General features: G+C 59.9%; 23 protein-coding genes and 3 tRNA genes. 15 read left to right on the top strand and 11 right to left on the bottom strand.

The window, feature by feature from the left end; translation table 11 throughout:
• The 5 genes from gatB to FP026_RS21015 all read left to right on the top strand — a co-directional run bounded on the left by gatB (position 1) and on the right by FP026_RS21015 (position 3,550).
• Complete coding sequence (gene gatB / locus FP026_RS21035) at positions 1-1,506, top strand: Asp-tRNA(Asn)/Glu-tRNA(Gln) amidotransferase subunit GatB (RefSeq protein ID WP_149636558.1); 1,506 nt, start codon at positions 1-3, stop codon at positions 1,504-1,506.
• Positions 1,507-1,509: 3 nt separating this feature from the next.
• Complete coding sequence (locus tag FP026_RS21030) at positions 1,510-2,013, top strand: GNAT family N-acetyltransferase (protein ID WP_149636557.1); 504 nt, start codon at positions 1,510-1,512, stop codon at positions 2,011-2,013.
• A 20-nt stretch (positions 2,014-2,033) separates the two neighbouring features.
• The gene (locus tag FP026_RS21025) at positions 2,034-2,501 is read left to right on the top strand and encodes a GNAT family N-acetyltransferase (protein ID WP_149636556.1); all 468 of its coding nucleotides are present in this window, start codon (positions 2,034-2,036) and stop codon (positions 2,499-2,501) included.
• Positions 2,502-2,607: 106 nt separating this feature from the next.
• The gene (locus tag FP026_RS21020) at positions 2,608-3,006 is read left to right on the top strand and encodes an NADH:ubiquinone oxidoreductase subunit NDUFA12 (protein WP_149636555.1); all 399 of its coding nucleotides are present in this window, start codon (positions 2,608-2,610) and stop codon (positions 3,004-3,006) included.
• Positions 3,007-3,109: 103 nt separating this feature from the next.
• Entirely contained in the window at positions 3,110-3,550 is a 441-nt protein-coding gene (locus tag FP026_RS21015; protein ID WP_149636554.1) for a DUF2155 domain-containing protein, read from the top strand.
• A gap of 67 nt (positions 3,551-3,617) precedes the next feature.
• On the opposite strand, the gene FP026_RS21010 is transcribed toward FP026_RS21015, so the two are convergent.
• From FP026_RS21010 to FP026_RS20980, 7 genes are all read right to left on the bottom strand, one after another.
• Positions 3,618-4,253 (bottom strand): DUF1062 domain-containing protein, encoded by a 636-nt coding sequence (locus FP026_RS21010; RefSeq protein ID WP_149636553.1) that lies wholly within the window; start codon positions 4,251-4,253, stop codon positions 3,618-3,620.
• Between the two features lie 337 nt (positions 4,254-4,590).
• A complete protein-coding gene (locus tag FP026_RS21005) occupies positions 4,591-5,550 on the bottom strand; it encodes a DUF2167 domain-containing protein (RefSeq protein WP_149636552.1) in 960 nt (319 codons plus the stop codon).
• Positions 5,551-5,608: 58 nt separating this feature from the next.
• Positions 5,609-6,244 (bottom strand): leucyl/phenylalanyl-tRNA--protein transferase, encoded by a 636-nt coding sequence (gene aat / locus FP026_RS21000; RefSeq protein ID WP_149636551.1) that lies wholly within the window; start codon positions 6,242-6,244, stop codon positions 5,609-5,611.
• A 3-nt stretch (positions 6,245-6,247) separates the two neighbouring features.
• On the bottom strand, positions 6,248-7,600 hold the full coding sequence (accC, locus tag FP026_RS20995; RefSeq protein ID WP_188112646.1) for an acetyl-CoA carboxylase biotin carboxylase subunit: 1,353 nt from the start codon (positions 7,598-7,600) through the stop codon (positions 6,248-6,250).
• A gap of 4 nt (positions 7,601-7,604) precedes the next feature.
• Entirely contained in the window at positions 7,605-8,072 is a 468-nt protein-coding gene (gene accB, locus FP026_RS20990; RefSeq protein WP_149636550.1) for an acetyl-CoA carboxylase biotin carboxyl carrier protein, read from the bottom strand.
• Positions 8,073-8,096: 24 nt separating this feature from the next.
• Entirely contained in the window at positions 8,097-8,534 is a 438-nt protein-coding gene (aroQ, locus tag FP026_RS20985; RefSeq protein WP_112344254.1) for a type II 3-dehydroquinate dehydratase, read from the bottom strand.
• A gap of 205 nt (positions 8,535-8,739) precedes the next feature.
• The gene (locus tag FP026_RS20980; protein ID WP_149636549.1) at positions 8,740-9,507 is read right to left on the bottom strand and encodes a DsbA family protein; all 768 of its coding nucleotides are present in this window, start codon (positions 9,505-9,507) and stop codon (positions 8,740-8,742) included.
• 212 nt (positions 9,508-9,719) lie between these two features.
• Here FP026_RS20980 and FP026_RS20975 point away from each other — a divergent pair, with 212 nt between their 5' ends.
• Complete coding sequence (locus tag FP026_RS20975; RefSeq protein WP_149636548.1) at positions 9,720-10,877, top strand: pyridoxal phosphate-dependent aminotransferase; 1,158 nt, start codon at positions 9,720-9,722, stop codon at positions 10,875-10,877.
• A 160-nt stretch (positions 10,878-11,037) separates the two neighbouring features.
• Here FP026_RS20975 and FP026_RS20970 read toward each other — a convergent pair whose 3' ends face one another.
• On the bottom strand, positions 11,038-13,941 hold the full coding sequence (locus FP026_RS20970) for an Rne/Rng family ribonuclease (protein WP_149636547.1): 2,904 nt from the start codon (positions 13,939-13,941) through the stop codon (positions 11,038-11,040).
• Positions 13,942-14,584: 643 nt separating this feature from the next.
• Here FP026_RS20970 and FP026_RS20965 point away from each other — a divergent pair.
• The 3 genes from FP026_RS20965 (at position 14,585) to prfB (ending at position 19,811) form a co-directional block, all read left to right on the top strand.
• Positions 14,585-15,835, top strand: coding sequence for an N-acetylmuramoyl-L-alanine amidase (locus FP026_RS20965; RefSeq protein ID WP_432444146.1), 1,251 nt, complete (start codon positions 14,585-14,587; stop codon positions 15,833-15,835).
• A gap of 258 nt (positions 15,836-16,093) precedes the next feature.
• Complete coding sequence (locus tag FP026_RS20960) at positions 16,094-18,553, top strand: penicillin-binding protein 1A (RefSeq protein ID WP_149636545.1); 2,460 nt, start codon at positions 16,094-16,096, stop codon at positions 18,551-18,553.
• Between the two features lie 126 nt (positions 18,554-18,679).
• A protein-coding gene (gene prfB, locus FP026_RS20955; RefSeq protein ID WP_149636544.1) for a peptide chain release factor 2 occupies positions 18,680-19,811 on the top strand; the annotation gives its coding sequence in 2 pieces (ribosomal slippage) (positions 18,680-18,748 and positions 18,750-19,811; 1,131 coding nt in all).
• A gap of 78 nt (positions 19,812-19,889) precedes the next feature.
• Here prfB and FP026_RS20950 read toward each other — a convergent pair.
• A complete protein-coding gene (locus FP026_RS20950; RefSeq protein ID WP_149636543.1) occupies positions 19,890-20,663 on the bottom strand; it encodes an NAD kinase in 774 nt (257 codons plus the stop codon).
• A gap of 171 nt (positions 20,664-20,834) precedes the next feature.
• Here FP026_RS20950 and FP026_RS20945 point away from each other — a divergent pair.
• From FP026_RS20945 to FP026_RS20935, 3 genes are all read left to right on the top strand, one after another.
• Positions 20,835-20,910 (top strand) — tRNA-Thr (locus FP026_RS20945).
• A gap of 131 nt (positions 20,911-21,041) precedes the next feature.
• Positions 21,042-21,311 (top strand): hypothetical protein, encoded by a 270-nt coding sequence (locus FP026_RS20940; RefSeq protein WP_149636542.1) that lies wholly within the window; start codon positions 21,042-21,044, stop codon positions 21,309-21,311.
• Positions 21,312-21,457: 146 nt separating this feature from the next.
• A complete protein-coding gene (locus tag FP026_RS20935; RefSeq protein WP_149636541.1) occupies positions 21,458-21,751 on the top strand; it encodes a hypothetical protein in 294 nt (97 codons plus the stop codon).
• Positions 21,752-21,806: 55 nt separating this feature from the next.
• Here the strand turns inward: FP026_RS20935 and FP026_RS20930 are convergent, their stop codons facing one another.
• Entirely contained in the window at positions 21,807-22,496 is a 690-nt protein-coding gene (locus FP026_RS20930; protein WP_149636540.1) for an AprI/Inh family metalloprotease inhibitor, read from the bottom strand.
• Positions 22,497-22,536: 40 nt separating this feature from the next.
• Positions 22,537-23,445, bottom strand: a complete 909-nt coding sequence (gene rlmB, locus FP026_RS20925; protein ID WP_149636539.1) for a 23S rRNA (guanosine(2251)-2'-O)-methyltransferase RlmB — start codon at positions 23,443-23,445, stop codon at positions 22,537-22,539.
• 197 nt (positions 23,446-23,642) lie between these two features.
• Between rlmB and FP026_RS20920 the strand changes: the two genes are divergently transcribed.
• From FP026_RS20920 to FP026_RS20910, 3 genes are all read left to right on the top strand, one after another.
• Positions 23,643-23,727: transfer RNA gene (locus tag FP026_RS20920), tRNA-Tyr, on the top strand.
• Positions 23,728-23,753: 26 nt separating this feature from the next.
• Positions 23,754-23,827, top strand: a tRNA-Gly gene (locus FP026_RS20915).
• Between the two features lie 205 nt (positions 23,828-24,032).
• Entirely contained in the window at positions 24,033-24,461 is a 429-nt protein-coding gene (locus FP026_RS20910) for a DUF3597 domain-containing protein (RefSeq protein WP_112607070.1), read from the top strand.
• Positions 24,462-24,880 lie beyond the last annotated feature (419 nt).

Genomic DNA, 24,880 nt, shown 5'->3' with positions numbered 1-24,880 from the left:
ATGACCATTGTCGACGTCCGTACGCCAGATCCGAAACGCTTCATTCCCGGTGCCACCGGTGATTGGGAAGTTGTTATCGGAATGGAAGTCCACGCCCAGGTGCTGAGCAAGTCCAAGCTCTTTTCCGGCGCCTCGACGGAGTTCGGCAATCCTCAGAATTCCAACGTATCGCTCGTCGACGCCGCCATGCCCGGCATGCTGCCCGTCATCAACGAGGAATGCGTGAAGCAGGCCGTGCGCACCGGCCTTGGCCTGAAGGCGCAGATCAACAAGCGTTCGATCTTCGACCGCAAGAACTATTTCTATCCCGACCTGCCGCAGGGCTATCAGATCTCGCAGTTTAAGGATCCGATCATCGGCGAGGGTAAGATTGTCATCTCGCTCGGTCCCGATCGTCAGGGTCAGTTCGAGGATATCGAGATCGGCATCGAGCGCCTGCATCTGGAACAGGATGCCGGCAAGTCGATGCACGACCAGCATGCCACCATGTCCTATGTCGACCTTAACCGCTCCGGCGTCGCGCTGATGGAAATCGTCTCCAAGCCGGATATCCGTTCGTCCGACGAGGCGAAGGCCTATATGACGAAGCTGCGCTCGATCGTGCGCTATCTCGGCACCTGCGACGGCAATATGGACGAAGGCTCCATGCGCGCCGACGTCAACGTCTCGGTCCGTCGTCCGGGCGGCGAATTCGGCACGCGCTGCGAGATCAAGAACGTCAACTCCATCCGCTTCATCGGTCAGGCGATCGAATATGAAGCGCGCCGGCAGATCGGCATCCTGGAGGATGGCGGCAAGATCGATCAGGAAACCCGCCTGTTCGATCCGAACAAGGGCGAGACGCGTTCGCTGCGCACCAAGGAAGATGCGCATGACTACCGCTATTTCCCCGATCCGGATCTGCTGCCGCTCGAGTTCGACGACGCCTTTGTTGCCGAGCTTGCCGAGCATCTGCCGGAACTGCCCGACGACAAGAAGGAGCGTTTCGTCCGCGAGCTCGGCCTCTCGATCTACGACGCGTCCGTTCTGGTTTCGGAAAAGGCGATCGCTGATTATTTCGAAGCGGTTGCTGCCGGCCGCGACGGCAAGATGGCGGCCAACTGGGTCATCAACGACCTTTTGGGCGCTCTGAACAAATCAGGCAAAGGCATTGAAGAGACTCCGGTTTCGCCCGCTCAGCTCGGCGCGATCATCGACCTCATCAAGGCCGAAACCATCTCCGGCAAGATCGCCAAGGATCTGTTTGAAATCGTGCTCAATGAGGGCGGCGATCCCGCCGAGATCGTCGAAGCACGTGGCATGAAGCAGGTCACTGACACCGGCGCCATCGAAAAAGCCGTCGACGAGATCATCGCCGCCAATCCGGATCAGGTCGCCAAGGTCAAGGCCAAGCCGACGCTTGCCGGCTGGTTCGTCGGCCAGGTGATGAAGTCGACCGGCGGCAAGGCCAACCCGCAGGCCGTGCAGGCGCTGGTCAAGGCCAAGCTCGGCATCGAAGAGGAATAAGCGGTGTTCTTCGTCCGCACCGCCAGCGAGCAGGACCTGGAAAAGGTCCGCGCTCTGCTCGGCGAGACATGGCATGCGACCTACGACCGGATCTACGGCCCGGAGAAGGTCAATGAACTGCATGCCTCCTGGCATTCGACAGCTTCGCTGAAGACACGGCTGGCGAACAAGAATTCCGAATTCCTGGTGGCCGATGACGGCAGGACGATCGGCGGCATGGGCTATGCCGCCATGTCCGCAGAGATGACCAAGACCGTCATGCTCTACATGCTCTATGTCAGCCCCAGCCATCAGCGAGAGGGCATCGGCCGCGATATCTTTGCCGAGCTGGAGACCTGCTTTCCGGACGCGGAGATCATGCGCCTGGAGGTCGATCCGCAAAACGAGCCTGCAATCGCTTTCTACAAGGCTCACGGCTTTATCGAGGTCGGCCGCACCGAAAACTGCGGCAACGGGCAATCGGGCATTCCGGCACTCATTTTCGAGAAGCCGCTGGCAGGTCATTGAGAGAATAGACGAGATCGTTCATGGAAGACACCCGCCTGGTGATTCGCGAAGCGGAAGAATCCGACCTTCCTTCCTTGATCGGCCTCTTCGCCGCCGACACCATGGGCGGCCATGGCGATACGGCCGATCCCTCTGCCTATGATGATTATCTCCGGGCGTTTCGCATCATTGCGGCATCGCCGGAGCAGACGCTGTATGTTGCCGAACTTGCTGGCGAAGTTGTTGGGACGTTCCAGACGATGATCACGACGACGCTGACCGGGCGAGGTGGCTCCGCCATGATCATCGAGGCGGTCCAGACGCGGGCGAATATGCGCGGGCAAGGGATTGGGGCGGCAATGATCAATTTCTGTATCGGCGAGGCAAAGGTCGGCGGCATGCGGATGGTGCAGCTGACCTCGAATGCGGTGCGCAAGGATGCCCATCGCTTCTATGAGAGATTGGGTTTCAAGCCGACGCATCTGGGCTTCAAGATGACATTGAAATGAGCCGGTTTGCCTGCTGGAATCACTGGACAAGCCGGTTCCATGGCGGCATAAGCAAACGAACGAATTCTGGTATCGCTCGCCGCTTGGCGGGTATCGAGGAAAAGACATGTGGAATTTCATCGTACAGACATTTACCTGGTGGAACGGTCAGACCATGGGCACGCGCTTCGCGACCTGGCGGTTTGGCAAGCGTGTCGGTGAGGATGAATTCGGCAACGTCTATTACGAGGGTGGCATGTCCTCCTACGGCCTTCCGAAGCGCTGGGTGATCTACAAGGGCTATGCCGAAGCCTCGGCCATTCCTCCGGGCTGGCACGGCTGGATGCATCATCGCACCGACGTTCCGCCGACCAAGGAAAACTACGTTGCCAAGGACTGGCAGAAGGAACATCGCGCCAATCCGACTGGCTCGCCGCAGGCTTACCGTCCGCCGGGCTCTCTCGCCGTTGCCGGCGAACGTCCGCGCGTGACCGGCGACTACGACGCCTGGACCCCGGGCAACTGAGCATAAGGGCCGGCTCGTCCTTTGGCCACAATTGGCCGTTAGGCGCGACATATGCCGGCTTTTGCTCGGCGCCTTGACCGAGACCAAGCGGAGAGTGGCGGATATGATGGTTTTCACGCGGAGCGCTTCTTTGCGTGCACTGGCCGTGGCCGGCGTTACTCTCGCTGCGGGCATCATGGCAGCTCCCACCGTCGAGGCTGCCCGCATCGCTAATCCGGTTGCCGTTTTCTCCGGGCTCGACAAGATCACCGGCCGCATCACCACCTTCGATGTCTATATCAACGAGACCGTGCAGTTCGGCGCACTGCAGGTGACTCCGCGCGCCTGCTATTCGCGAGACGAAACCGAGCAGCAGAAAGTGGATGGTTTCGTAGAGGTGGACGAAATTACTCTCGACCGTCGCATCCGCCGCATCTTCACCGGCTGGATGTTTGCCGACAGCCCGGGCCTCAATGCCGTCGAGCACCCGATCTATGACGTCTGGCTGAAAGAGTGCAAGCCAAAGTCCGACGTTCCGGCGCCGGACACCGCCGGCGCGAAATAATCGCTTTCCAGGACATATACAGCAGAATTGGACAGCCCGCAGAAGCCTTGCTCCTGCGGGCATAGTTTTAGCCTCGCTCCGAATTGGAGGCGGCGTCACCTATCGCTTGACGATCGGCGCTCTCCGACAGGTCGAGGGAGATCCTCATCCCGTCTTTGGGTCTGTGGCGCAGGAAATCGCTGCTGTCCGGACGGGCCTTCAATTTATTCCCATCGCGGAGAGCCTGCAGCCGTGACCGCGAGATGGCCAGTTCCGATGCCAGCAACCGATCAAGACGCAGGTTTATCGGGAACTCGGTTGATATCTCGATATCCAGCAACGTCCAACCGCTCACCGCACGTATCGCCTCCTTCCGTATGATGACATCCGGCGGTTCCTCGATGCGCTTGGCTTTCCGCTTCAGCCCGTCGAGATCGAATTCCTGGGCCCGCACCCAATCCGGATCGCTGCGTTGCAGTGCCTCTAGCGCGGAGGGGCCGAGATCGTGAATGGTCCGGCGTTCGAAGAGCGTCCGGTTCCAGGTCTTGTCGCAATCGATGCATTTGTAGATGAGCCAGGCATCGAGCCGCTTGCCATTGGCATTGAGCCTGATCTTGCCGCTCGATCGGAAGGGTCTTGGATATCCGCAGCCGCTGCAGGCGATCCATGGCTGAGGCGAAGTTCGAGGAGAAATGGTCCAACGGACCTGTAGAATATTGCACATACCGTCTTGGTCTTCCGTCTGGAAGTCCACCAAGCTGGCGGTGAGACAAGCCCGTCAGGGCACGGTATGGCGATATTGCGGGACGGCTGAAGAGCTGAGACAGCGGCTGCTGCATTAGGCGCGTTTTGACAATGCCAAACCGGTCTCAGGCCATCACCCGATGGACATAAATATGCATCGGACGGCGCTGCGCCGCCCCGCTGCACTGGGTGATTTGGATGAGACCGGTATTTACGACGGCAAAGTGGAACCTCTACGCACCAAAACTCTTCGCTAGGAGGGATAGCAGACGACAATCAGGATTTGAAGTCGCAAAGAACTTCAGGCCTGGATTGCCTCAGGTGTCGGTGTTCCCCTTGCGGCGAAACAGACCCAAGATCTTGCGGCCGGCCGCGACAACGCCCGCCAGCACGACGATGAGCCCTTTCTTCAATGCCAGAAGGGCAACGCCGAAACTCTTGAAGAAGCCGAGAGCGACCGCAAGGAAACCAAGCTTTGCCGCGATCTTCACGCCGGCGCCAGCGGCGATCATTCCTGCCATACCATAGGCGGCGATCTTGTCGCCGTTGACGAAGTCGGCATAGCGCTTGCCGCTGTCATATTGGACCGTATTGATGACGTTCGGAATGGCGGCATTGATCTGCTGCAACTGGTTGAGTCCGGCGATGAATTCGAGCTCAGTGACGCCTTCACGCCCGAGGACACGAACGGAGTAGTTCAGCGTGTGTTCCCCATTCGGGTCCTTGCCGAAGATCAGATCGCGAGCCCAGTGCAGGGCATGGGTCACCTTGTCGTAGTGCGGTGGTTCGGCCCAGCCGACGAGCGTGATCGGGTCGTAACCCTGTTGCTCCCGTTCCGGGTTTTCCTCCTTGATTGCGTCCTGAATTTGCTTCAGCAGCGCATTGTAATCCGTCGATGCCGCATCATCGTCGGAGACGTGACCGCTGTCCTCATAGTCGATCAGTGCGCCCCATGACTGTTGGTCCGTCGGCGGATATTTCGCTGGAAAAATCATGCCGAGCGTGGAGCCCGCGGCATTCTCCGGATTGCCCCAGAGCTGCACCAGCACCTTTCTGGAGTCACTTGGGTTGAGATAGTAAAACTCATCCGAAATGTTCAGCGTTGCATTCGCTCCGGGAAGCTTGATCGCTCCCTGCTGGAAATTCAGCTGTTTGAGCACCGTGCTTTCTGGTCCGGCCGGCGGCTCTGCTCCGAATATATCGTGGAAGGATTTGGCGTTGGCCTGCGTTGTGATCGTCAACGCAGCGAGAAAGGCAATTGCAATATGATTCTTCATTATTCTACCCTCGGCTGTTGCGCCGAACTTAGGGCAGTCCTGACTGGAATCAAATCATCTAGGGCAGATTTCCACCGTCTGAGAAGCTCAGATTGGGTGATTCCATCGCCTTTTCCAGCATCGTGGCGTAGGCATCCTTCGGCACGTCGATGGCGCCGAATGTCTTCAGGTGCTCGGTGGTGAACTGCGTATCGAGCAGGGTGAAGCCGCGTTCGCGAAGGCGCTCTACCAGATAGACGAGGCAGATCTTCGAGGCGTCGGTGCGGCGGGAAAACATGCTTTCCCCGAAGAAGGCGGAGCCTAGTGAAACGCCATAGAGACCGCCGACCAGCTGATCACCTTCCCACGCCTCGACGGAATGGGCATGACCGATGTGATGCAGTGTAGAGTAGAGCGAGCGGATCGTCTGATTGATCCAGGTGCTCGGGCGGTTACTGGTCTGTTCGGCGCAGGCTGCGATGACAGCCTCGAAATCCGTGTCGAAGCGGATATCGAAGGGATTTTGGCGGATCTTTTTCGCGAGGCTCTTGGAGACGTGAAACGTATCGAGAGGGATGATGCCCCGCAATTCCGGCTCGACCCAGAAGATTTCCGGGTCGTCTGCCGATTCAGCCATCGGGAAAAGCCCGATGGAATAGGCGCGCAACAAGATCTCCGGGGTAATGCCGGGATGTTTGCCGCGCGCTCCGGGCACTGGCTAGGCCGATGTTTTCGCCAGGTAGTTTTCCAGCCAGTGGATATCGTAATCGCCATTGGCGATATCCTGGTTGGAAACCAGATCCTGGAAGAGCGGCAGGGTGGTCTTGATGCCGTCCACCACGAATTCGTCAAGCGCGCGGCGCAGGCGCATCATGCATTCGACGCGGGTGCGGCCATGCACGATCAGCTTGCCGATCAGGCTGTCGTAGTAGGGAGGGATCTTGTAGCCCTGATAGGCGCCGGAATCGATACGCACGCCGAGGCCGCCCGGCGCATGGAAATGCGTGATCGTGCCGGGTGAGGGGATGAAGCTGCGGGCATCCTCGGCATTGATGCGGCATTCGATGGCGTGGCCTTGGAAATGCACGTCATCCTGCGTCACCGAGAGGCCGCCGCCGGAGGCGACGCGGATCTGCTCGTGCACGAGGTCGATGCCCGTGATGGCTTCCGTCACCGGATGCTCCACCTGCAGGCGGGTGTTCATTTCGATGAAATAGAATTCGCCGTTCTCGTAGAGAAACTCGATGGTGCCGGCACCGCGATACTTCAGCTTCTTCATCGCGTCGGCGCAGACCTTGCCGATCTTCATGCGCTGTTCGACGTTGAGGGCCGGAGAATTGGCTTCTTCCCAGACCTTCTGGTGGCGGCGCTGCAGCGAGCAGTCGCGTTCGCCGAGATGGACCGCGTTGCCTTCGCCGTCGCCGAAAACCTGGATTTCGATATGGCGCGGCTTGCCGAGGTACTTTTCCATATAAACGGAATCATTGCCGAAGGCGGCGCCCGCTTCCGTGCGCGCCGTCGACCAGGCTTCGATCAGGTCTTCTTCCGTGCGGGCGACCTTCATGCCGCGGCCGCCACCGCCGGCGGTTGCCTTGATGAGCACCGGATAGCCGATCTCGCGCGCCGTCTTCAGCGCGTCCGCCTCGGTCTTCACCTCGCCGTCGGAACCGGGAACGACCGGAATGCCGAGCTGCTGCGCGGTGGCCTTGGCGGTGATCTTGTCGCCCATGAGGCGGATATGCTCCGCCGTCGGACCGATGAAGGTAATGCCGTGCGCCTCGAGAATATCGGCGAACTTGGCGTTTTCCGAGAGGAACCCATAACCGGGATGTACGGCGTCCGCGCCGGTGATCTCGCAAGCGGCGACGATCTGATGGATGTTGAGATAGCTTTCGCGCGACGGCGGCGGGCCGATGCAAACGCTCTCATCCGCAAGCCGTACATGCATCGCGTCCGCATCGGCGGTGGAATGCACCGCAACGCTCGCAATGCCGAGTTCCTTGCAGGCGCGCAGCACCCGCAGAGCGATCTCTCCGCGATTGGCTATGAGAATCTTCGAAATCATGGGCATGGGCTTACTCGATGACGACCAGGGCTTCGCCGTACTCGACCGGACGTCCGTCCTGAACGAGGATTTCAGTCACCGTACCAGACTTTGGCGCAGGGATCTGGTTCATCGTCTTCATGGCTTCGATGATCAGCAGGGTCTGGCCCTCCTTGATGGTCGAGCCGACCTGAATAAAGGCGGCCGAGCCCGGCGCCGGCGCCAGGTAGGCGGTGCCGACCATCGGTGCGCTGACGACGTTATCGGGATTGCGGGTCTTGCCTGCGGGCGCGGCGGCGGCCGGGGCGGCAGCTGCTGGCGCGGCATAGGCGGCCGGGCCGGCAATCGGCGCCTGAACATATTGCATCGTGCCGGCGCGCGATACGCGGATGCGCAAATCTTCCTGCTCGACTTCGATCTCGGTCAGATCGGTGTCGTTGAGAATGTTGGCGAGATCGCGAATCAGCGCCTGGTCGATACCCGATTTCTTTTCAGCCATTGGATTTCTTGCCCTGTATTTTTGTTATTGGGTGATGGATTTAAGCGCATGAAGCGCCAGGATGTAGCCATAAGGTCCGAAACCGCAGATCATGCCCTTTGCAGCGGGCGCGATCATCGATTTGTGCCGGAATTCTTCGCGTGCGTGGATGTTGGAGATATGCACCTCCACCACGGGAATGGAAATGGCGCGGATCGCGTCGTGCAGCGCGATCGACGTATGACCATAGGCGCCGGGATTGATCGCGATGCCAGCGGCCTTGTCGTCCGCTTCGTGCATCCAGTCGACCAGCACGCCTTCGTGATTGCTCTGCCGGAAATCGACAATGAAGCCCAAGCTTTCGCCTGCGGACTTGCAGTCGGCTTCGATATCCTTCAGCGTCTTGCCGCCATAGATGCCCGGCTCGCGCTTGCCCAAGGCATTCAAATTGGGTCCGTTGAGGACAAAAATTGTTTGCGCCATCAGATGTTCCGTCAAAGTGCAGCGCAACCTATAGACTCCCGAGGCCCTGTAGGAAAGCCCCAGAGCGAAGGTTGCATGTCTCTAGGTGTGGAAACGCCGCGATTTTGGCATTTTTGCGCCGCGTGGGGACGCGGCGCCGTTTCGGAGCTGTGAAAATGCGGACGGACTATTTGCTTTCCCGTCGTGAGGGTGGTTGTCGCGCCGATCAGCAGCTGGTTTTGCCGCAGCTGCGGACGTTGGCGATCTTCTGCTTGATGGCGTCGAGACCGATTGCTCCGGAAACCATCTCGTTGCCGATCACATAGGCGGGCGTGCCTGTCACGTTGAGATCGGAGGCAAGTTGATAGGTTGCCTTTATCATGTCGGTGTTCGGCGCTTTTGCCATTTCGGCGCGAATGGCGGATTCGCTGACGCCGAGCGAAGTGGCGACCTCGATGGCTGTGTCTTCGGAGGCGCGGCCATCGCTGCCCAGGAGCTTGCGGTGGAACTGTTCGTATTTTTCAGGCGCAAGCTCACGGAAAGCGTTGGAGACGCGGGAAGCGGCAACCGAATCCTGGCCGAGGATCGGGAATTCCTTCAGAACGAAGCGCACATCCTTGTCCTGCTTCAGCAGCGTGTCCATGTCGCCAAGCGCATGCCGGCAGTAGGTGCAATTATAGTCGAAGAATTCCACGACCGTGATGCTGCCCTTCGGATTGCCGATGGCCACATCATCCTTGGAATTGAAGATCGCGTCCTTGTTCTGGTCGATCACCTGGGACGATTGTGCAACGCGGGCTTCATCCTGCTTCTTCTCGAGCGCCGCCTGAGCGTCCAGCAGAACTTCCGGATGCTCGACGAGATATTCCTTGATGAAATCCCCGATTTCCTTCTTCTGCTGGTCATCCAGCGCGGCGGCCGGCTGGATTGTGGCGAAGGACGCTGTCAGGGCAATCGCCGAAACCGTCAGCAGGCTTTTGAGAGAAAAGGTCATTGGGTCCTCGTTTGGGTCTGAGCGGAGACGTCATTCTCGGATGCGCCATAGCATCGTCGGGTTAACATCCGCAAACATGCGTCGACAATTTACGGTGCGTCCTTATTTCCAGAAACAGGAATTTTCACGACAAAGCCGCAATCGCAGGATTGTGAACGGACCGATATTGCGGCAAATGTCGCATGCCGATCCGATCCGAGAGAGAATTGATCTTGTTTTCCCTATCCAAGCGCAGCGATGTCGAACCCTTTCATGCCATGGATGTGCTGGCGGAGGCGACGCTGCGCCGCCAGGCCGGGCACCCGGTCATTTCCATGGCGGTCGGGCAACCTTCGCATCCCGCGCCGCAGGCAGCATTGGAGGCGGCGCGCACAGCTCTTGGGCATGGCCGCATCGGCTATACGGATGCGCTGGGGACACTTGCCCTGCGGCAGGCCGTTTCCGCTCATTATCAGGCTCGCCATGGCTTGAGCATCGACCCGAAACGGATTGCCATCACCACCGGATCGTCGGCCGGCTTCAATCTGGCCTTCCTGACATTGTTCGATGCCGGCGATAGCGTCGCCATTGCCCGGCCGGGTTACCCAGCCTATCGCAATATCCTTGCAGCACTCGGCCTCGATGTGGTCGAGGTGCCGGTCACCGAGGAGACGCAGTTTACGCTCACCCCTGAAAGCCTGGAGGCGGCACAGGCAGCAAGCGGCAAGCGCTTGAAGGGCGTGCTGCTGGCAAGCCCCGCTAATCCCACAGGCACGGTGACGGGCAGGGCGGCGCTGAAGGCGCTTGCCGACTATTGCGCCGACCGTTCCATCGCCTTCATCTCAGACGAGATCTACCACGGGCTGACCTTCGTCGGCGAGGAGACGAGTGCGCTGGAGCTGACCGACGAGGCGATCGTCATCAATTCCTTCTCGAAATATTATTGCATGACCGGCTGGCGCATCGGCTGGATGGTCTTGCCGGAGCGGCTGGTGCGGCCCATAGAGCGCGTGGCTCAGAGCCTCTACATTTCCGCGCCGGAATTGTCGCAGATTGCCGCTGAGGCAGCACTCGGCGCTGGCGCCGAGCTCGATATCTATCGTGAAAGCTATGGTCGCAACCGCGATTTCCTGATGCGCCGACTGCCTGAGATCGGCTTGCGCATCGCCTCGCCGATGGATGGCGCCTTCTACGCCTATGTCGACGTCAGCCGCTTCACAAACGACAGCATGGCCTTTGCCCGCAAGATGCTGGCGGAAATCAACGTCGCTGCCACGCCCGGCCTCGACTTCGATCCCGTGGAAGGGCATCGCGCGATGCGGATCTCCTATGCCGGCTCGAATGCCGAAACAGAGGAAGCCACCGAACGCATGGAAGCCTGGCTGAAATAAATTATAAAATCAATGAATTGCATGAGCTTGTGAAGGTGCTTTCGCAAGTTTCGGAGCCGCGTGCCTGCACGTAACTGAAGCATGCGATCCGCCTGCGAAGACAAAAACCGGCCGTGTCGCCACGGCCGGTTTTTCGTCGGTTCATTCTAAATCGGTCTTCTTAAAAGAATCCGCGGCGCTGCCACCAGCCAGCCTTCTTCGGCTTGGTCGGCTCACCTTCGCCATCGCCGCCTTCATTGGCGCGGGTAGAGGTTACCACCGGAGCGGACGAGGAAACATTGGACTCGCGGTTGGCGCGCGCCGGTTTGGCTTCGTCCTCGATCGCCTCGGGTGTGGCTGCATCATCGAGAGTTTTGGCAATTTCGGCAACCGCTTCGGTTTCGCCCTCGATCGCGGATGCTTCCTCGACGACAGGCGTCTCGACCGGCGATGCCTCGGCAGCCTTTGCCTTCCGGCGGCCGCGGCCCTTGGCGGGCTTCACATCCTCGGTGACGGTCGCTGCCGTTTCGACCGCAGCCATGGCCGGCTGACCCTCGACGGCGGCTTCGCCTTCGGCAACGGCAATCTCCGCCACCGTTACGCTTGCCTCTTCTTCGCTGCCAGCATCATCGCCGTCGGCTGCATCGGCCTCAAAGCCTTCCGATTCGCTGCCATCAGCCTGTTCACCAACCTGGCCTTCGCGGTTGCGACGACCGCCGCGCTTGCCGCGCCGGCGGCGCTTGCGCTTCTGCTGTGCGTCATCATCATTGTCGGCGGATGCAGCGTTCTCGGCGCCGTCATCACCGTCATCCTCGTCGCCCTCTTCACCGTCGGCGTCCTCGGCAGCATCGGCTGCGGAGATATCCTCGGAAGCCGATGCTGCCTGGGCATCGTTGCCGCGGCCACGGCGACGGCGGCGGCGCTTGCGCTTGCGGCCATTTTCATTGCCTTCGGCGCGGGCAGGCTGTTCGGTGCTGGTCGCCGCCTTTTCTTCCAGTTCTTCGTCTTCGTCCTCATCGGCTTCGATGACGATATCGTCGTCATCATCGTCGTCGGGGATGGCCGCGAAGTTGAACAGGCTTTCGATCTTCACCGGATTGGCAACCGGCTCGCCGCGGTCGATCGCGAAATGCTGCGTGCCGACGGCGTTGTCGGCGTCGATGACGATCGCGACACCGAAGCGGGCTTCGTAATCGATGATCGTCTGGCGCTTGTGGTTCAGCAGGTAGAGCGCGATGTCCGGCGTCGTGCGCACGGTGATGTCGTGCGTCGTGTTCTTGAGCAGGTATTCCTCGATGCCGCGCAGGACGTGCAACGCCACGGAGGACTGCGAACGCACGTGTCCGGTGCCGCCGCAGTGCGAGCAGATCTGGGTCGTGCTTTCGAGAACCGATGCGCGGATGCGCTGGCGCGACATCTCCAGAAGGCCGAAATGCGATATGCGGCCAACCTGGATGCGGGCGCGGTCGTTCTTAAGGCATTCCTTCAGTTTCTTCTCGACGGCGCGGTTGTTGCGCTTCTCTTCCATGTCGATGAAGTCAATGACGATCAGGCCGGCAAGGTCGCGCAGGCGGAGCTGGCGGGCCACTTCATCGGCAGCCTCGAGGTTCGTCTGAAGCGCGGTATCCTCGATCGAATGTTCGCGAGTCGAACGGCCGGAGTTGACGTCGATCGAAACCAGCGCTTCCGTCTGATTCATGATCAGGTAGCCGCCGGATTTCAGCGTCACCTGCGGCTGCAGCATGCGGTCGAGCTGCGCCTCGATGCCGGAGCGCGAGAAGATCGGATGGATGTCGCGATAGGGTTGAACCACCTTGGCATGGCTCGGCATCAGCATCTTCATGAAGTCTTTCGCTTCACGATAGCCTTCTTCGCCGGAGACGATGACTTCGCCGATATCCTTGTTGTAGAGGTCGCGGATAGAGCGCTTGATCAGGCTGCCTTCTTCATAGACCAGGCAGGGAGCGGTCGATGCGAGCGTCAGCGTGCGGACATTTTCCCATAGGCGCATCAGATATTCGAAATCGCGCTTGACCTCGACCTTGGTGCGGTTGGCGCCGGCCGTGCGCAGGATGACCCCCATGCCTTGCGGCACTTCGAGCATCTTGGCGATTTCCTTCAGGCGCTTGCGATCCTGCGGATTGGTGATCTTGCGGGAAATGCCGCCGCCACGCGCCGTATTCGGCATCAGAACCGAGTAGCGGCCCGCGAGCGAGAGATAGGTGGTGAGTGCCGCACCCTTGTTGCCGCGCTCTTCCTTGGCGACCTGCACCAGCAGGATCTGGCGGCGCTTGATGACTTCCTGGATGCGATACTGCTTGCGCGGCTTGCGCTGGGTGCGATCGGGAACCTCCTCCATCGCATCTTCGGCGCCAACGGATTCGATCACCTCTTCTTCATGGTCGTGATCGTCATCGTCGTCGTCATCATGACGGCGCTTGGAGGAGCGGACGTCTTCGGAGATCGAATCGGTTTCGACCATAGCGGCCATTTCGCCAGACGGACCGTCCTCGTCCTCGCTCGGCGCATCGACGGCTGCCGTCGCTTCCGGGGCGGCCGCCTCTTCGGCAGGGGCCTCCGCTGCCGCCTTCTTGCGGCTGCGGCGCGGCTTCGCCTTCTTGGCCGGAACTGCTTCCTCGGTGGGTGCTGCTGCCTCCGGGGCAGAGGCCTCTTCCGCGATCGCGGCCGGTACTTCGGCTTCTTCGCCCGCCTTGGGAACGATGCCGATATCGGGCTGTTCCTGCTGCGAAAGGTCGAGCGCGGTTTCGACGTGCTCGACATCATCGTCGCGGCGATGTTCTTCGGCCTCGGCCTTCAGAAGCGCCTGGCGATCGGCGAGGGGGATCTGATAGTAGTCGGGATGGATTTCGGCAAAGGCCAGGAAGCCGTGCCGGTTGCCGCCGTAATCCACGAAAGCGGCTTGAAGCGAAGGCTCGACCCTCGTTACTTTTGCAAGATAGATGTTGCCGCGGATTTGCTTCTTGTGCTGAGACTCGAAGTCAAATTCTTCTATGCGGTTCCCGCGAACGACAACGACGCGCGTCTCTTCCTCGTGAGACGCATCGATAAGCATTTTGTCTGCCATGAAAGCTGTGCTCCTCGGCGCAGGCAACCGGATGGGGGCCTGCCTGTCGCTGGGACAAGCCGGATATGGTCCGCCGTTGCTGCACCGGATAATGAAAGTCGCAAGTGGTTCGGAGATGACAGCATCCAGACGGCAGCCGGGGCATTACTTCCCTGGGGTCTGTTCACTTTTTGAAAAAGCTGCTGCGGTGACATCCGTAACCAAGCGAGATCGACTATGCCTTAGACCCACAAAGCTGGGCCCGATGAATGTGCTCTCTAAAGAGCGTTTGGTGGCTCTCCACCGATGAACTTCCTGTTTGAAACCGGAAATTCAGATATCCACTGTTTGGAGCGGAAGCATTGCAGACGTCGGATGAATGCCGCTTATGGCGCCTGGTACTCGAGGCGGCTGCCGTTACGACGACTCTATCCCGTCAACACTTCTACCCTAATATGCGTTGTATGTTTTATCTGTCACAATAGCAAGGGAAAAGCCAAGTATGCCATAATATTGATGGATTCGTCGGATGATGAGGACGCGGGAGGAGCTATCAACGATTCGTCTCCCGGCGCATCATAGGTGCGGCCATCACGTCAAACCTGGTTCCCGCTATTGGGGCTTCAAAAACAACGCTGAAACCAATATGGGGCGCGTTGGACACTTGGTAAAGGGATTGCGGCATGTGGCGGAGATTGGCGTGAGGGCTTTGCGATTTGCGGCAGCGGCCCTTGCCCTTGTGATTCTTGTCGTGTTTTCGGCATTTGCGCCTGTCATGGCGGCGGATGGTCCGTTGCTCGCCTATGGCGCGCGCATAGCCGGCGACGATGCCCGCACGCGCATCGTCATCGACATGGATCGAGAGCCGGCCTTCACGGTCCATTATCTCGACAATCCCGCCCGCGTGGTGGTCGATCTGCCGGCGACGGCGTTCGGCTTCCCGGCCGCCGATCTCAAGGCGACCGGTCTCTTCAAGGATATCCGCTATGGCACGATGGATGCAGACAGCGCCCGTATCGTGCTGACCGCAAAAAAGCCGGTGAAGCTGGTCATGGCCAAGGTGCAGGCCGATGAAGGGGGCAAGGGGCAGCGGCTCGTGCTCGATGCCGAGATGGTGCCCGCCGAACAATTTGCCGAACTGGTGAAGAAGCAGAGCTGGACGAGCGACGATACCGCCAGGGATATCGGTCCCGTCGAGCCGACGCAGAAGGCCGATCCGAATATCTTCCTCGTCGCCGTTGACGCGGGCCATGGCGGCATCGACGCGGGTGCGACCGGCACCGACGGCGTCACGCAGGAAAAGGACATCACGCTCGCCTTCGCGAAGATGTTTGCCGACAAGCTGAATGGCCAGCCCGGCATCAAGGCCTTCCTCACGCGTGACAAGGATCAATATCTATCGCTGTCGGAGCGCGTGACCATCGCGCGCCAGAATCGCGCCTCGCTTTTCATCTCGCTGCATGCCGATACGCTGAAGCAGAAGGATATCCGCGGCTCGACCGTCTATACGATCTCGGACAAGGCTTCGGACCGCCTTGCCGGCGAGGTCGCCGACCGTGAAAACAATTCCGATCAGATCGCCGGGACCGACGCTCAGGCGCAGCCGGCCGCCGTCAACGACATTTTGATGGATCTGACCCGCCGCGAGACGCAGGCCTTCTCCATTTCGCTGGCGCAGGATGTGCTGTCCTCGTTCAATGGCCAGATCTCCATGATCAACAACCCGCACCGCCACGCCGGTTTCCAGGTCCTGACAGCGCCGGATGTGCCCTCGATCCTGCTGGAACTCGGCTTTCTCTCCAATAAGGAAGACGAGAAGCTGTTGCTCGACCAAGATTGGCGGCAAAAGGTCGCCGACAGACTGACCGAGGCGGTGAAGAAGTATCGCGTGTCGATCATCGCGAACGGCGGTTAACGACGCTAAATGCCATGATCGGCCGTGGCTTCCATGTCACAGCCTTAAATATTAGAATTGAATGAAACTGGGAATACTGAGGCGAGCCCTATTTTGCTCACATTCCCGCCTTTACAGCGAACTATCATCTGCCCGCGAATGAAGCACGGCTTTGTTTCATTGCCGTCTTGCATTAACACCGCGAGCATGCAAAACGCCCGTGGTTATGCGATGACCTCACGCACATGCCGCATGAAGAACAAGCACCGGTAGTATCATATGATCAGACTGATTGGATATTTCTTTGGGCTGGGCTGCCTCCTGTTTCTGGGTTTGGCGGCTGCGGCGGCCATCTATCTGAGCGTGGTCTCCAAGGAACTTCCCGACTATGAGGTGCTTGCGAAATACGCGCCGCCGGTAACGACGCGCATTCATGCCGGCAACGGCGCCTTGATGAAGGAATATTCGCGGGAGAACCGGCTTTTCGTGCCGATCCAGGCCATTCCCGATCGCGTCAAGGCAGCATTCCTTTCCGCCGAAGACAAGAATTTTTACAATCATCCCGGCGTCGACGTCGGTGGCCTGGCGCGCGCCATTGTGGTGAACCTGCAGAATATCGGTTCCGGCCGCCGCTTCGTCGGCGCATCGACCATCACGCAGCAGGTCGCCAAGAACTTCCTGCTTTCCGCCGACCAGACCTTCGACCGCAAGATCAAGGAAGCCATTCTCTCCTTCCGCATCGAACAAGCCTACAGCAAGGACAAGATCCTCGAGCTCTACCTGAACGAGATTTATTTCGGCCTGAATTCCTACGGCATCGCCGGCGCCGCGCTCACCTATTTCGACAAATCCGTCAACGAGCTGACGATTGCCGAATCGGCCTATCTGGCCTCGCTTCCCAAGGGACCGTCCAACTACAATCCGTTCCGCCGCGCCGAGGCAGCGCTGACCCGCCGCAATTGGGTGATCGACCGCATGGTGGAGAACGGCTATGTCAGCCAGAGCGACGGTGAAGAGGCAAAGAAGCAGCCGCTCGGCGTGGTGCCGCCGAAGAGCGGCCCGTCGCTCTTCGCCTCGGATTACTTCGCCGAAGAAGTCCGCCGCCAGCTGATCGACCAATACGGGGAAAAGACCCTTTATGAAGGCGGCCTTTCCGTCCGCACGTCGCTCGACCCGCAGATGCAGCTCGAAGCACGCAAGGCCTTGCAGGACGGCCTGGTCGACTATGACGAGCGCCGCGGTTACCGCGGCCCGCTCAAGCAGATCGCGACTTCGCAGGATTGGGGCGCCGAGCTTGCCAAGGTTCCGGCGCTGAGCGATGTGCCGGAATGGCAGGTCGCCGTTGTCCTCTCCGCCTCCGATCAGGGTGTCGACATCGGATTGCAGCCGAGCGTCGATGCGGCGGGCAAGGTTTCGGCCGAGCGCAAGCGCGGCACGATCGCCGCTGCCGATATGCGCTGGGCCTACCGATCGGCGGGCGGCAAGTCGGTGAAATCGCCGAGCGGCGTGCTGAGCGCTGGCGACGTGGTTTACGTGCAGAGGACCGGCAACGCCGATTCGAGCAGCTATCGCTTGCGCCAGCCGCCGAAGGTGCAGGGTGGTCTGGTCGTCATGGATCCGCATACCGGCCGCGTGCTCGCCATGGTCGGCGGCTTCTCCTATGCACAGTCCGAATTCAACCGCGCGACCCAGGCCAAGCGTCAGCCGGGTTCGTCGTTCAAGCCCTTCGTCTACGCCGCAGCGATGGATAACGGCTATACGCCGGCCTCCGTCATTCTCGACGATCCGCTGCAGATCACGCTCAGCAACGGCGATGTGTGGAAGCCGACGAACTACGAAGGCGAGGGCGGCGGCGTGCACACGCTGCGCTTCGCCATCGAACATTCGCGAAACCTGATGACGGTTCGTCTCGCCTCAGACATGGGCATGCCGCTGGTGGCCGAATATGCCGAGCGCTTCGGCATCTACGACCATATGAACCCGGTTCTCGCCATGTCGCTGGGTGCCGGCGAAACAACGGTGCTGCGCATGGTTTCGGCCTATTCGGTCATGGCCAACGGCGGCAAGCAAATCAAGCCGACGCTGATCGACCGCATCCAGGACCGCTACGGCAAGACGATCTTCAAGCATGAGGAGCGCGTCTGCGACAACTGCAATGTGAATGCCTGGCAGAATCAGGACGAGCCGGTCATCGCCGATAATCGCGAGCAGGTGCTCGATCCGATGACGGCCTATCAGGTCACGTCGATGATGCAGGGCGTCGTTATTCGCGGTACGGCCGCCGGCAAGATCAAGCTCAATACCGATGTCGCCGGCAAGACCGGCACCACCAACGATGAGAAGGATGCCTGGTTCGTCGGCTTCACGCCGAGCCTCGTCGCCGGCCTCTACATCGGCTACGACACACCGACCACGCTCGGTCGGGGCGGCACAGGTGGCGCGCTGGCAGCACCGGTCTTCAACGAATTCATGCAGGCGGCGACGAAAGATCAACCGCCGGAGAAATTCCAGGTTCCGGCTGGCATGACGATGGTCGCAGTCAATCGCGCGACTGGCATGTCCGCGCAGCAGGGCGATCCGAATGCTATCATGGAAGCCTTCAAGCCCGGCACCGGCCCGGCAACGAGCCTCCAGGTCATCGGCGGCGGCGATGCCGCGCAGGTTGCGCCGGAGGAAATTCTAAGGACGTCGCCACAGGCGAACCAGGCGATTACGTCCGGAGCAGGCGGTCTCTTCTGATCCCATCCTATTTGTCAGATCGTCATGCCTCGGGACTTTACAGCCGCGGCATGTATATCTATGTCACCAGCACTCTTTGAATTGGATGGCCGTTCGTCTTGAGCGGCGAAATGAAGAAGCAGGATCATGAGAGCCGAAATCGAGAATGTAGTCGACGAAACCAAGCAGGCCATAAGCCTGCTGAGGAGGCATCTTTGACTGGGATCAGGCGGTAAGACGACTGGACTGGTTGAATAACAAGGCAGAGGATCCGACCCTCTGGAACGATGCTTCCGAAGCACAAAAACTGATGCGCGAGCGCCAGCAGCTCGATGACGGCATCAGCGGCGTGCGCGCCCTCGAACAGCAGCTTGCCGACAATGTCGAGCTGATCGAGCTCGGTGAGGAAGAGGGTGATGCCGACGTCGTGCGTGACGCGGAAGAAGCCCTGAAGGCCCTCAAGGCCGAAGCTGCCCGTCGGCAGGTGGAAGCCATGCTTTCCGGCGAGGCCGATTCCAACGACACCTATCTTGAAGTCCATTCCGGCGCGGGCGGCACCGAGAGCCAGGACTGGGCGAACATGCTGCTGCGCATGTACACCCGCTGGGCCGAGCGTCAGCGCTTCAAGGTGGAATTGCTGGAAGTTCATGACGGCGAAGAAGCCGGCATCAAGTCCGCGACCCTGCTGGTCAAGGGCCACAATGCCTATGGCTGGCTGAAGACCGAATCGGGCGTGCATCGCCTCGTTCGCATCTCGCCTTACGACAGCAATGCCCGTCGCCACACGTCGTTCTCGTCGATCTGGGTCTACCCGGTCGTCGATGATTCGATCCAGATCGAGATCAATGAAAGCGATTGCCGTATCGACACCTATCGCTCGTCCGGCGCCGGCGGTCAGCACGTCAACACCACCGATTCGGCCGTGCGCATCACGCATATTCCGACCGGCATCGTCGTGCAGTGCCAGCAGGAACGCTCGCAGCACAAGAACCGCGCCAAGGCCTGGGACATGCTGCGTGCCCGCATGTACGAGGCGGAATTGATGAAGCGGGAAGAGGCGGCCAACGCCGAAGCCGCTTCCAAGACGGATATCGGCTGGGGTCACCAGATCCGCTCCTATGTCCTGCAGCCCTACCAGCTGGTCAAGGATTTGCGTACCGGCGTTGCCAGCACCGCGCCCGGCGACGTGCTGGACGGTGATCTCAACGAATTCATGGAAGCCGCCCTTGCGCATCGCATCAGCGGTGCGGCCGATGCGGTCGTCGACGACGTCGAGTGAATTCGAACATATCAGCACCAATAAAAAAGCCCCGGAGACGGGGCTTTTTTATTGGCGGGCGCGCTGTTAATTCCAGCTTCAATCCGAAAACTGTTCCGCGAGGATCCGATCCGACCACGATCTGTCCGGATCGGAAAGAATGCGGGCCGTCGTATCTTCGCTCTGGCGGATTTGGACGCCGAGGACGGACTTGACCTCAGCATTGTCGGCGGCGGCGTTGACCGGGCGTTTTTCCGCTTCGAGCACGGTGATGTCGACCGTGACCTTGTTCGGCAGCAGCGCCCCGCGCCAGCGACGAGGGCGGAAGGCGCTGACCGGCGTCATGGCCAGCAGTGGTGCCTCCAGCGGTAGGATAGGACCATGGGCGGAGAGATTATAGGCCGTGGAGCCCGCCGGCGTCGTTACCATCAGGCCATCGCAGATCAGCTCCGGCAGACGGACCCGGCCGTCGATCTCGACCTTCAGTTTCGCCGTCTGATAGGATTGGCGAAACAGCGACACCTCGTTGATGGCGAGCGCGACGCGGGAGCTGCCATCGGCATTGCGCGTCGTCATCTGCAGCGGATGGAATGCGTTTTCGACGGCTGCCTCGATGCGCTCGGCCAGGCAATCCGTTCGATAGTCATTCATCAGGAAGCCAACCGAACCGCGGTTCATGCCATAGACGCACTTGCCGGAATTCATGGTGCTATGCAGCGTCTGCAGCATGAAGCCGTCGCCACCGAGTGCCACGACGACATCCGCACTCTCCTGCGGCGTCTGGCCATAGAGGCGAATCAGTTCCTGCTGCGCCGCCTGAGCTTCCGGCGCGGTGGAAGCGAGAAAGCAAACGGATTGAAGATTGCGTGACATGCAATGTCCTTTAAGTGGCCATACTAGGTAATGTTATTCCCTTCTTGCGACAAGACGTTTCAGTCGGACTGGTAAATCGTTGAAGCCACACACTGATCTCTCAGCTTTAAGACCGAACGAGTGATTTTCACTTTACAGGATTTCAAAATCTGTTAGTTGGCATGCCTATATGCCCTTGTAGCTCAGTTGGTAGAGCACCTGATTTGTAATCAGGGGGTCGCGGGTTCGAACCCTGCCGGGGGCACCAGATTTTTCCAAGACTTGGTTGCCGTATTGATCGCTGGTATGGAAAACCGGCGGCAATAAGATAATTTATGTATGCCGAAATCCTCGCCACGCCGGCGAAATCATCAACGTAACATCCTGTCCCTGGAACATATGACCAGCAAGCCAAAGAAGCCCAAGTTAGAGCATTCCGAACTCTCGGGTGAGTTCACCGATGACGGTGTGACCGTCTTGGTCGATATCTTTCGTCCGGCCGGCACCAATGCCGACTGGCGGATGGAAGTCATTACGCCGGAAGAGGATCTGATCGAATGGGAAGAGCCTTTCGCGACCGACCGCGAGGCGTTCGACGAATTCCTGGCAACGATCGCGCGCGACGGCATCAGATCGTTCTTTGACGACGCGGACCCCGTGGTTCACTGAACCTGCCGATAGGTCTGGCGAACCGCATCAAATCGCACCTCGGTTCTTTATGCATGCATTCGCCTGCGTGCCCGGGATTGCAGGTGCATTTACAACGTTCGAAATAGGCATACACTTCATCCGTCAATGGCGGGGAGGATACGTTCATGCGCGAGATGTCGCGGCATGTCGTCTTGGGATTGCCGCTTATCGTGATCACGGCGATCACAGGCGCATCAGCGTTAGCCGGTGAAAACTGCTACTGTAAAAATGCGGATGGAAAGCAGCATGCGGTCGGCGAGGTCGCTTGTATGACCGTCGGGGACCGGAGCTATCTCGCGCAGTGCGAGATGAACCTCAATGTCACCTCCTGGGCGAAGCTGCAGGACGGCTGCCCGGTTACCGAGAGAGTGCTTTGGCGCCAATCGGCCTGGCACCTGGCGCCTATCACCGCGCGATGAGCATCGGGGCTCGATTCAGCGCTCGCGGTGAGCGCTTCGATAGGCTTCAGCCGGCCTATTTGCGTACCAGCAGGAGCGGTTCGCCTTCTTCCTCTTCGGACTTCTGGTAACTGCCGTCCGGCTTCATGTCGAAGGAAAGCGAGGAGCCGTCGCTGCCTAGCATCACCAGCCCGAAACCTTCGGCGGCCCAGAGTGAAAGCTTGAGCTCGCCGATCTCGGCGGCGCAGTCCCCGCTCGGCGACATCTTGGCGGTGCCGTCCTGGTCCTTGTCGGTGCTCAGCGTGATATCGCAGACCGGCTTTCCGTTTGGCTGTTGGATGCGCCACGCGCCGGCAAGGTTTGCGACGGTCGGCACGTGATCGACATCGCCCAGCGCCGGCAACAGCCATGTAGGATCGCCGCCTTCGCTTTCCCACGGGGAGCCTTCCTCCTGCTGGAAGCGCATCAACGGCTTGCCCTCTGCATCGGCAATGGCGAGAGCGCCGTCGTCCGTGAAGTTCCAGGCGCGGGCTTTGGCGAGAGCGGGCAGGGGTTTCTCGCAGGCGTCGGCACCGGTGATTTCATGACCGCCAGCGACTGCCTTCGTCCCGAAGGTGAGGCGGCAGCCCTTGGCACCGCTTTCAGGCGCGACCAGCCATGTGCCGGTTTGTGCCTGAATGACTTCGTCGTCGGCAGCCGGAGCTGGCTGGGCCGCTGTCGAAGCAAGGGCGGCGGAAACCGCCGCTAGACCGAAAGCACGGATCAAGGCAAATTCTCCCAACATGCCGCGGCCGCCACAGGCGCCGCTATGATTTGAGATAGGACCGCGTCGCATATAGCGCGATCGCGGCTGCGTTCGAGACATTGAGCGATTTGATGGCGCCGGGCATGTCGAGCCGAGCCAGTGCATTCACCGTTTCGCGAGTCTTCTGACGTAGCCCCTTGCCCTCTGAGCCAAGCACGAGTGCAATCTTCTCGCCGCTGAACGTGCCTTCCAGCGGAGCCGGGCCTTCCGAATCAAGGCCGATCGTCGTGAAGCCGAGCCGATGCAGTTCGCTGAGCGTATCCGCGAGATTGGTGATCTGTATATAAGGTATGAGCTCGAGCGCGCCTGAGGCGGATTTGGCGAGCACGCCTGATTCGGTCGGGCTATGGCGCTGCGTCGTGATCACGGCACCAGCGTCGAAGGCCACGGCCGAGCGCATGATGGCACCGACATTGTGCGGATCCGTCACCTGATCGAGAACGAGCAGCAGCGGACTGTCCTTCAACGCCTCAAGGCGACGCACGGGCAGGGGGCGCGTTTCCAGCATGACCCCTTGATGGATCGCTTCAGGCCCAAGCACCTTGTCGATATCCTGCGGCGAGACGATCTCGACGGGAATGCCGAGTGCGTCGGCCGGGCCGATTTCCAGCCGCACCAACGCATTCTGCGTCGTCGACAGCTTGATGTTCCGGCGCTCGGGATTGGCAAGCGCGGCGCGGACCGTGTGCAGACCATAGAGAAAGACCTGGTCGGGCGCGAGCGCCGGCGGCTTCCAATCGTCCGCGCCAGCCCGCTTTCGCTTCTGCGGCGCCGGCGTCGGGATTTCGCCGCGCTCACGCTTGGCATCGCGATGCGCGCGACGCAGGGTGGCGTAATGCGTGTCCTTGGCCGATTTGTCGTCGGCGGTGTTTTCAGGGCCGGAGCGGCCGGGTGTTCTATCTTTGCTCATGCGGCTTTATAACCAGCGCCTTCCGGGGCGCATAGCCTCTTTCGGCCGCCGGCTTTTCCCACAGGCTGGAATTTTTTCGTCATTTTTGCCAATTCCTTGTGTTGACAGACTGAAATCGTCCGGTCATATACGCGGCGCAGATCACGGCGGCGACGCCATGGTCGAGCAACTTGGTCGCAAGATCCAGTCGGAATACTGGAGGGATGCCCGAGTGGTTAAAGGGGACGGACTGTAAATCCGTTGGTTTCACCTACGTTGGTTCAAATCCAACTCCCTCCACCATTCCGGACCGGATCTTGATCACCCGCGCGGGTATAGCTCAATGGTAGAGCAGCAGCCTTCCAAGCTGAATACGCGGGTTCGATTCCCGCTACCCGCTCCAGTCTTTTCAAATTGTTAGCTCGTTGATCGCCTCGCTTCTGGGTCGACCGATCCCTATGTTTGCCTGTCGGCCGCCCCTCGCACTGCTGTGCCCATTTCATGTTCGCACTCGTTCTGGTGCCATCTTTGCATATTTGACATGAAGGGTTGCTTATATTCGCGCGAGCGATAGATATTGCTCTGGCAACCGAAACGGGAGAGCGTAAATGGGTATCTTCGACAAGATCAAGGGTGCAATCTGGGGACAGGCAAAGGCCGCCGAAGCTGCGCCTGCACCGACGACCACCGCTGCAACCGCCAATCCGGCGCCTGCGCCGACACCAGCTCCTTCAGCGACCACGGCAGCAACTTCGCCCGCGACCAGCGCGCCGTCCGCGCCAGTGGATATCGCCTCGATCCTCGACGCCGCCGTCAAGAAGAGCGGACAGAAACTCGATTGGAAACATTCGATCGTCGATCTTATGAAGGCGCTCGGCATGGATGCGAGCCTTTCGGAGCGCAAGGAACTGGCGCAGGAACTCGGTTACACCGGCGATGCCGGAGATTCCGCCAAGATGAACATGTTCCTGCACAAAGCGCTCTTGAAAAAGCTCGCCGACAACGGCGGCAAGGTGCCCGCCGATCTTCTCGATTGATAGGCATCAAGCCTGGATGGCCCGGCGGGCCTTGCCGTCCGCCGGAAACAAGCCGTAGCGCGCTGATCGCCGTTGCTTGATGGTTTTGCGCCCTTGCCCCTCGGCGAGGGCGTATTTCGTTGGTGGCGAGCTGCTTCGGTTCAGTTTTGCATCTGGAATTCTTTCCTGAACGCCCCTATCTAAGCATCTGAACCGGCAAATGCTTTTATGTCTTTCCGGATCGGCCGGCGACGCTTGTGCGGCGAAGGAATGTCGAAGGCTGCGGATCATGCGCAATCGCTCTGACTTCGCCGGGAATAGGCCCTGCAATTAAGTCTTGCGCAAATGCGATGAAAGCCTTAAACGGCGGCACTAAACCGGTTCGCCGGGGTCACTCATTACGTTCACAGGAAGCATTCAAATGGCAAAGAGTAAGTTTG

Origin of the sequence: Martinezella tropici (assembly GCF_008370325.1) — a bacterium.
Classification (GTDB): domain Bacteria; phylum Pseudomonadota; class Alphaproteobacteria; order Rhizobiales; family Rhizobiaceae; genus Rhizobium; species Rhizobium tropici_B.
This window is presented reverse-complemented; position numbering and strand designations above follow the sequence as displayed.

Excerpts from the sequence above, each read along its gene's own strand:
- FP026_RS20970 (WP_149636547.1), bottom strand. The coding sequence starts at position 13,941 with ATGGCAGACAAAATGCTTATCGATGCGTCTCACGAGGAAGAGACGCGC.
- FP026_RS20910 (WP_112607070.1), top strand. The coding sequence starts at position 24,033 with ATGGGTATCTTCGACAAGATCAAGGGTGCAATCTGGGGACAGGCAAAG.
- FP026_RS21010 (WP_149636553.1), bottom strand. The coding sequence starts at position 4,253 with ATGTGCAATATTCTACAGGTCCGTTGGACCATTTCTCCTCGAACTTCG.
- FP026_RS21025 (WP_149636556.1), top strand. The coding sequence starts at position 2,034 with ATGGAAGACACCCGCCTGGTGATTCGCGAAGCGGAAGAATCCGACCTT.
- FP026_RS21020 (WP_149636555.1), top strand. The coding sequence starts at position 2,608 with ATGTGGAATTTCATCGTACAGACATTTACCTGGTGGAACGGTCAGACC.
- FP026_RS20940 (WP_149636542.1), top strand. The coding sequence starts at position 21,042 with ATGACCAGCAAGCCAAAGAAGCCCAAGTTAGAGCATTCCGAACTCTCG.
- FP026_RS21005 (WP_149636552.1), bottom strand. The coding sequence starts at position 5,550 with ATGAAGAATCATATTGCAATTGCCTTTCTCGCTGCGTTGACGATCACA.
- accB (WP_149636550.1), bottom strand. The coding sequence starts at position 8,072 with ATGGCTGAAAAGAAATCGGGTATCGACCAGGCGCTGATTCGCGATCTC.
- accC (WP_188112646.1), bottom strand. The coding sequence starts at position 7,600 with ATGCCCATGATTTCGAAGATTCTCATAGCCAATCGCGGAGAGATCGCT.
- rlmB (WP_149636539.1), bottom strand. The coding sequence starts at position 23,445 with ATGAGCAAAGATAGAACACCCGGCCGCTCCGGCCCTGAAAACACCGCC.
- FP026_RS21015 (WP_149636554.1), top strand. The coding sequence starts at position 3,110 with ATGATGGTTTTCACGCGGAGCGCTTCTTTGCGTGCACTGGCCGTGGCC.
- aroQ (WP_112344254.1), bottom strand. The coding sequence starts at position 8,534 with ATGGCGCAAACAATTTTTGTCCTCAACGGACCCAATTTGAATGCCTTG.
- FP026_RS20960 (WP_149636545.1), top strand. The coding sequence starts at position 16,094 with ATGATCAGACTGATTGGATATTTCTTTGGGCTGGGCTGCCTCCTGTTT.
- FP026_RS20935 (WP_149636541.1), top strand. The coding sequence starts at position 21,458 with ATGCGCGAGATGTCGCGGCATGTCGTCTTGGGATTGCCGCTTATCGTG.
- FP026_RS20950 (WP_149636543.1), bottom strand. The coding sequence starts at position 20,663 with ATGTCACGCAATCTTCAATCCGTTTGCTTTCTCGCTTCCACCGCGCCG.
- gatB (WP_149636558.1), top strand. The coding sequence starts at position 1 with ATGACCATTGTCGACGTCCGTACGCCAGATCCGAAACGCTTCATTCCC.
- FP026_RS20980 (WP_149636549.1), bottom strand. The coding sequence starts at position 9,507 with ATGACCTTTTCTCTCAAAAGCCTGCTGACGGTTTCGGCGATTGCCCTG.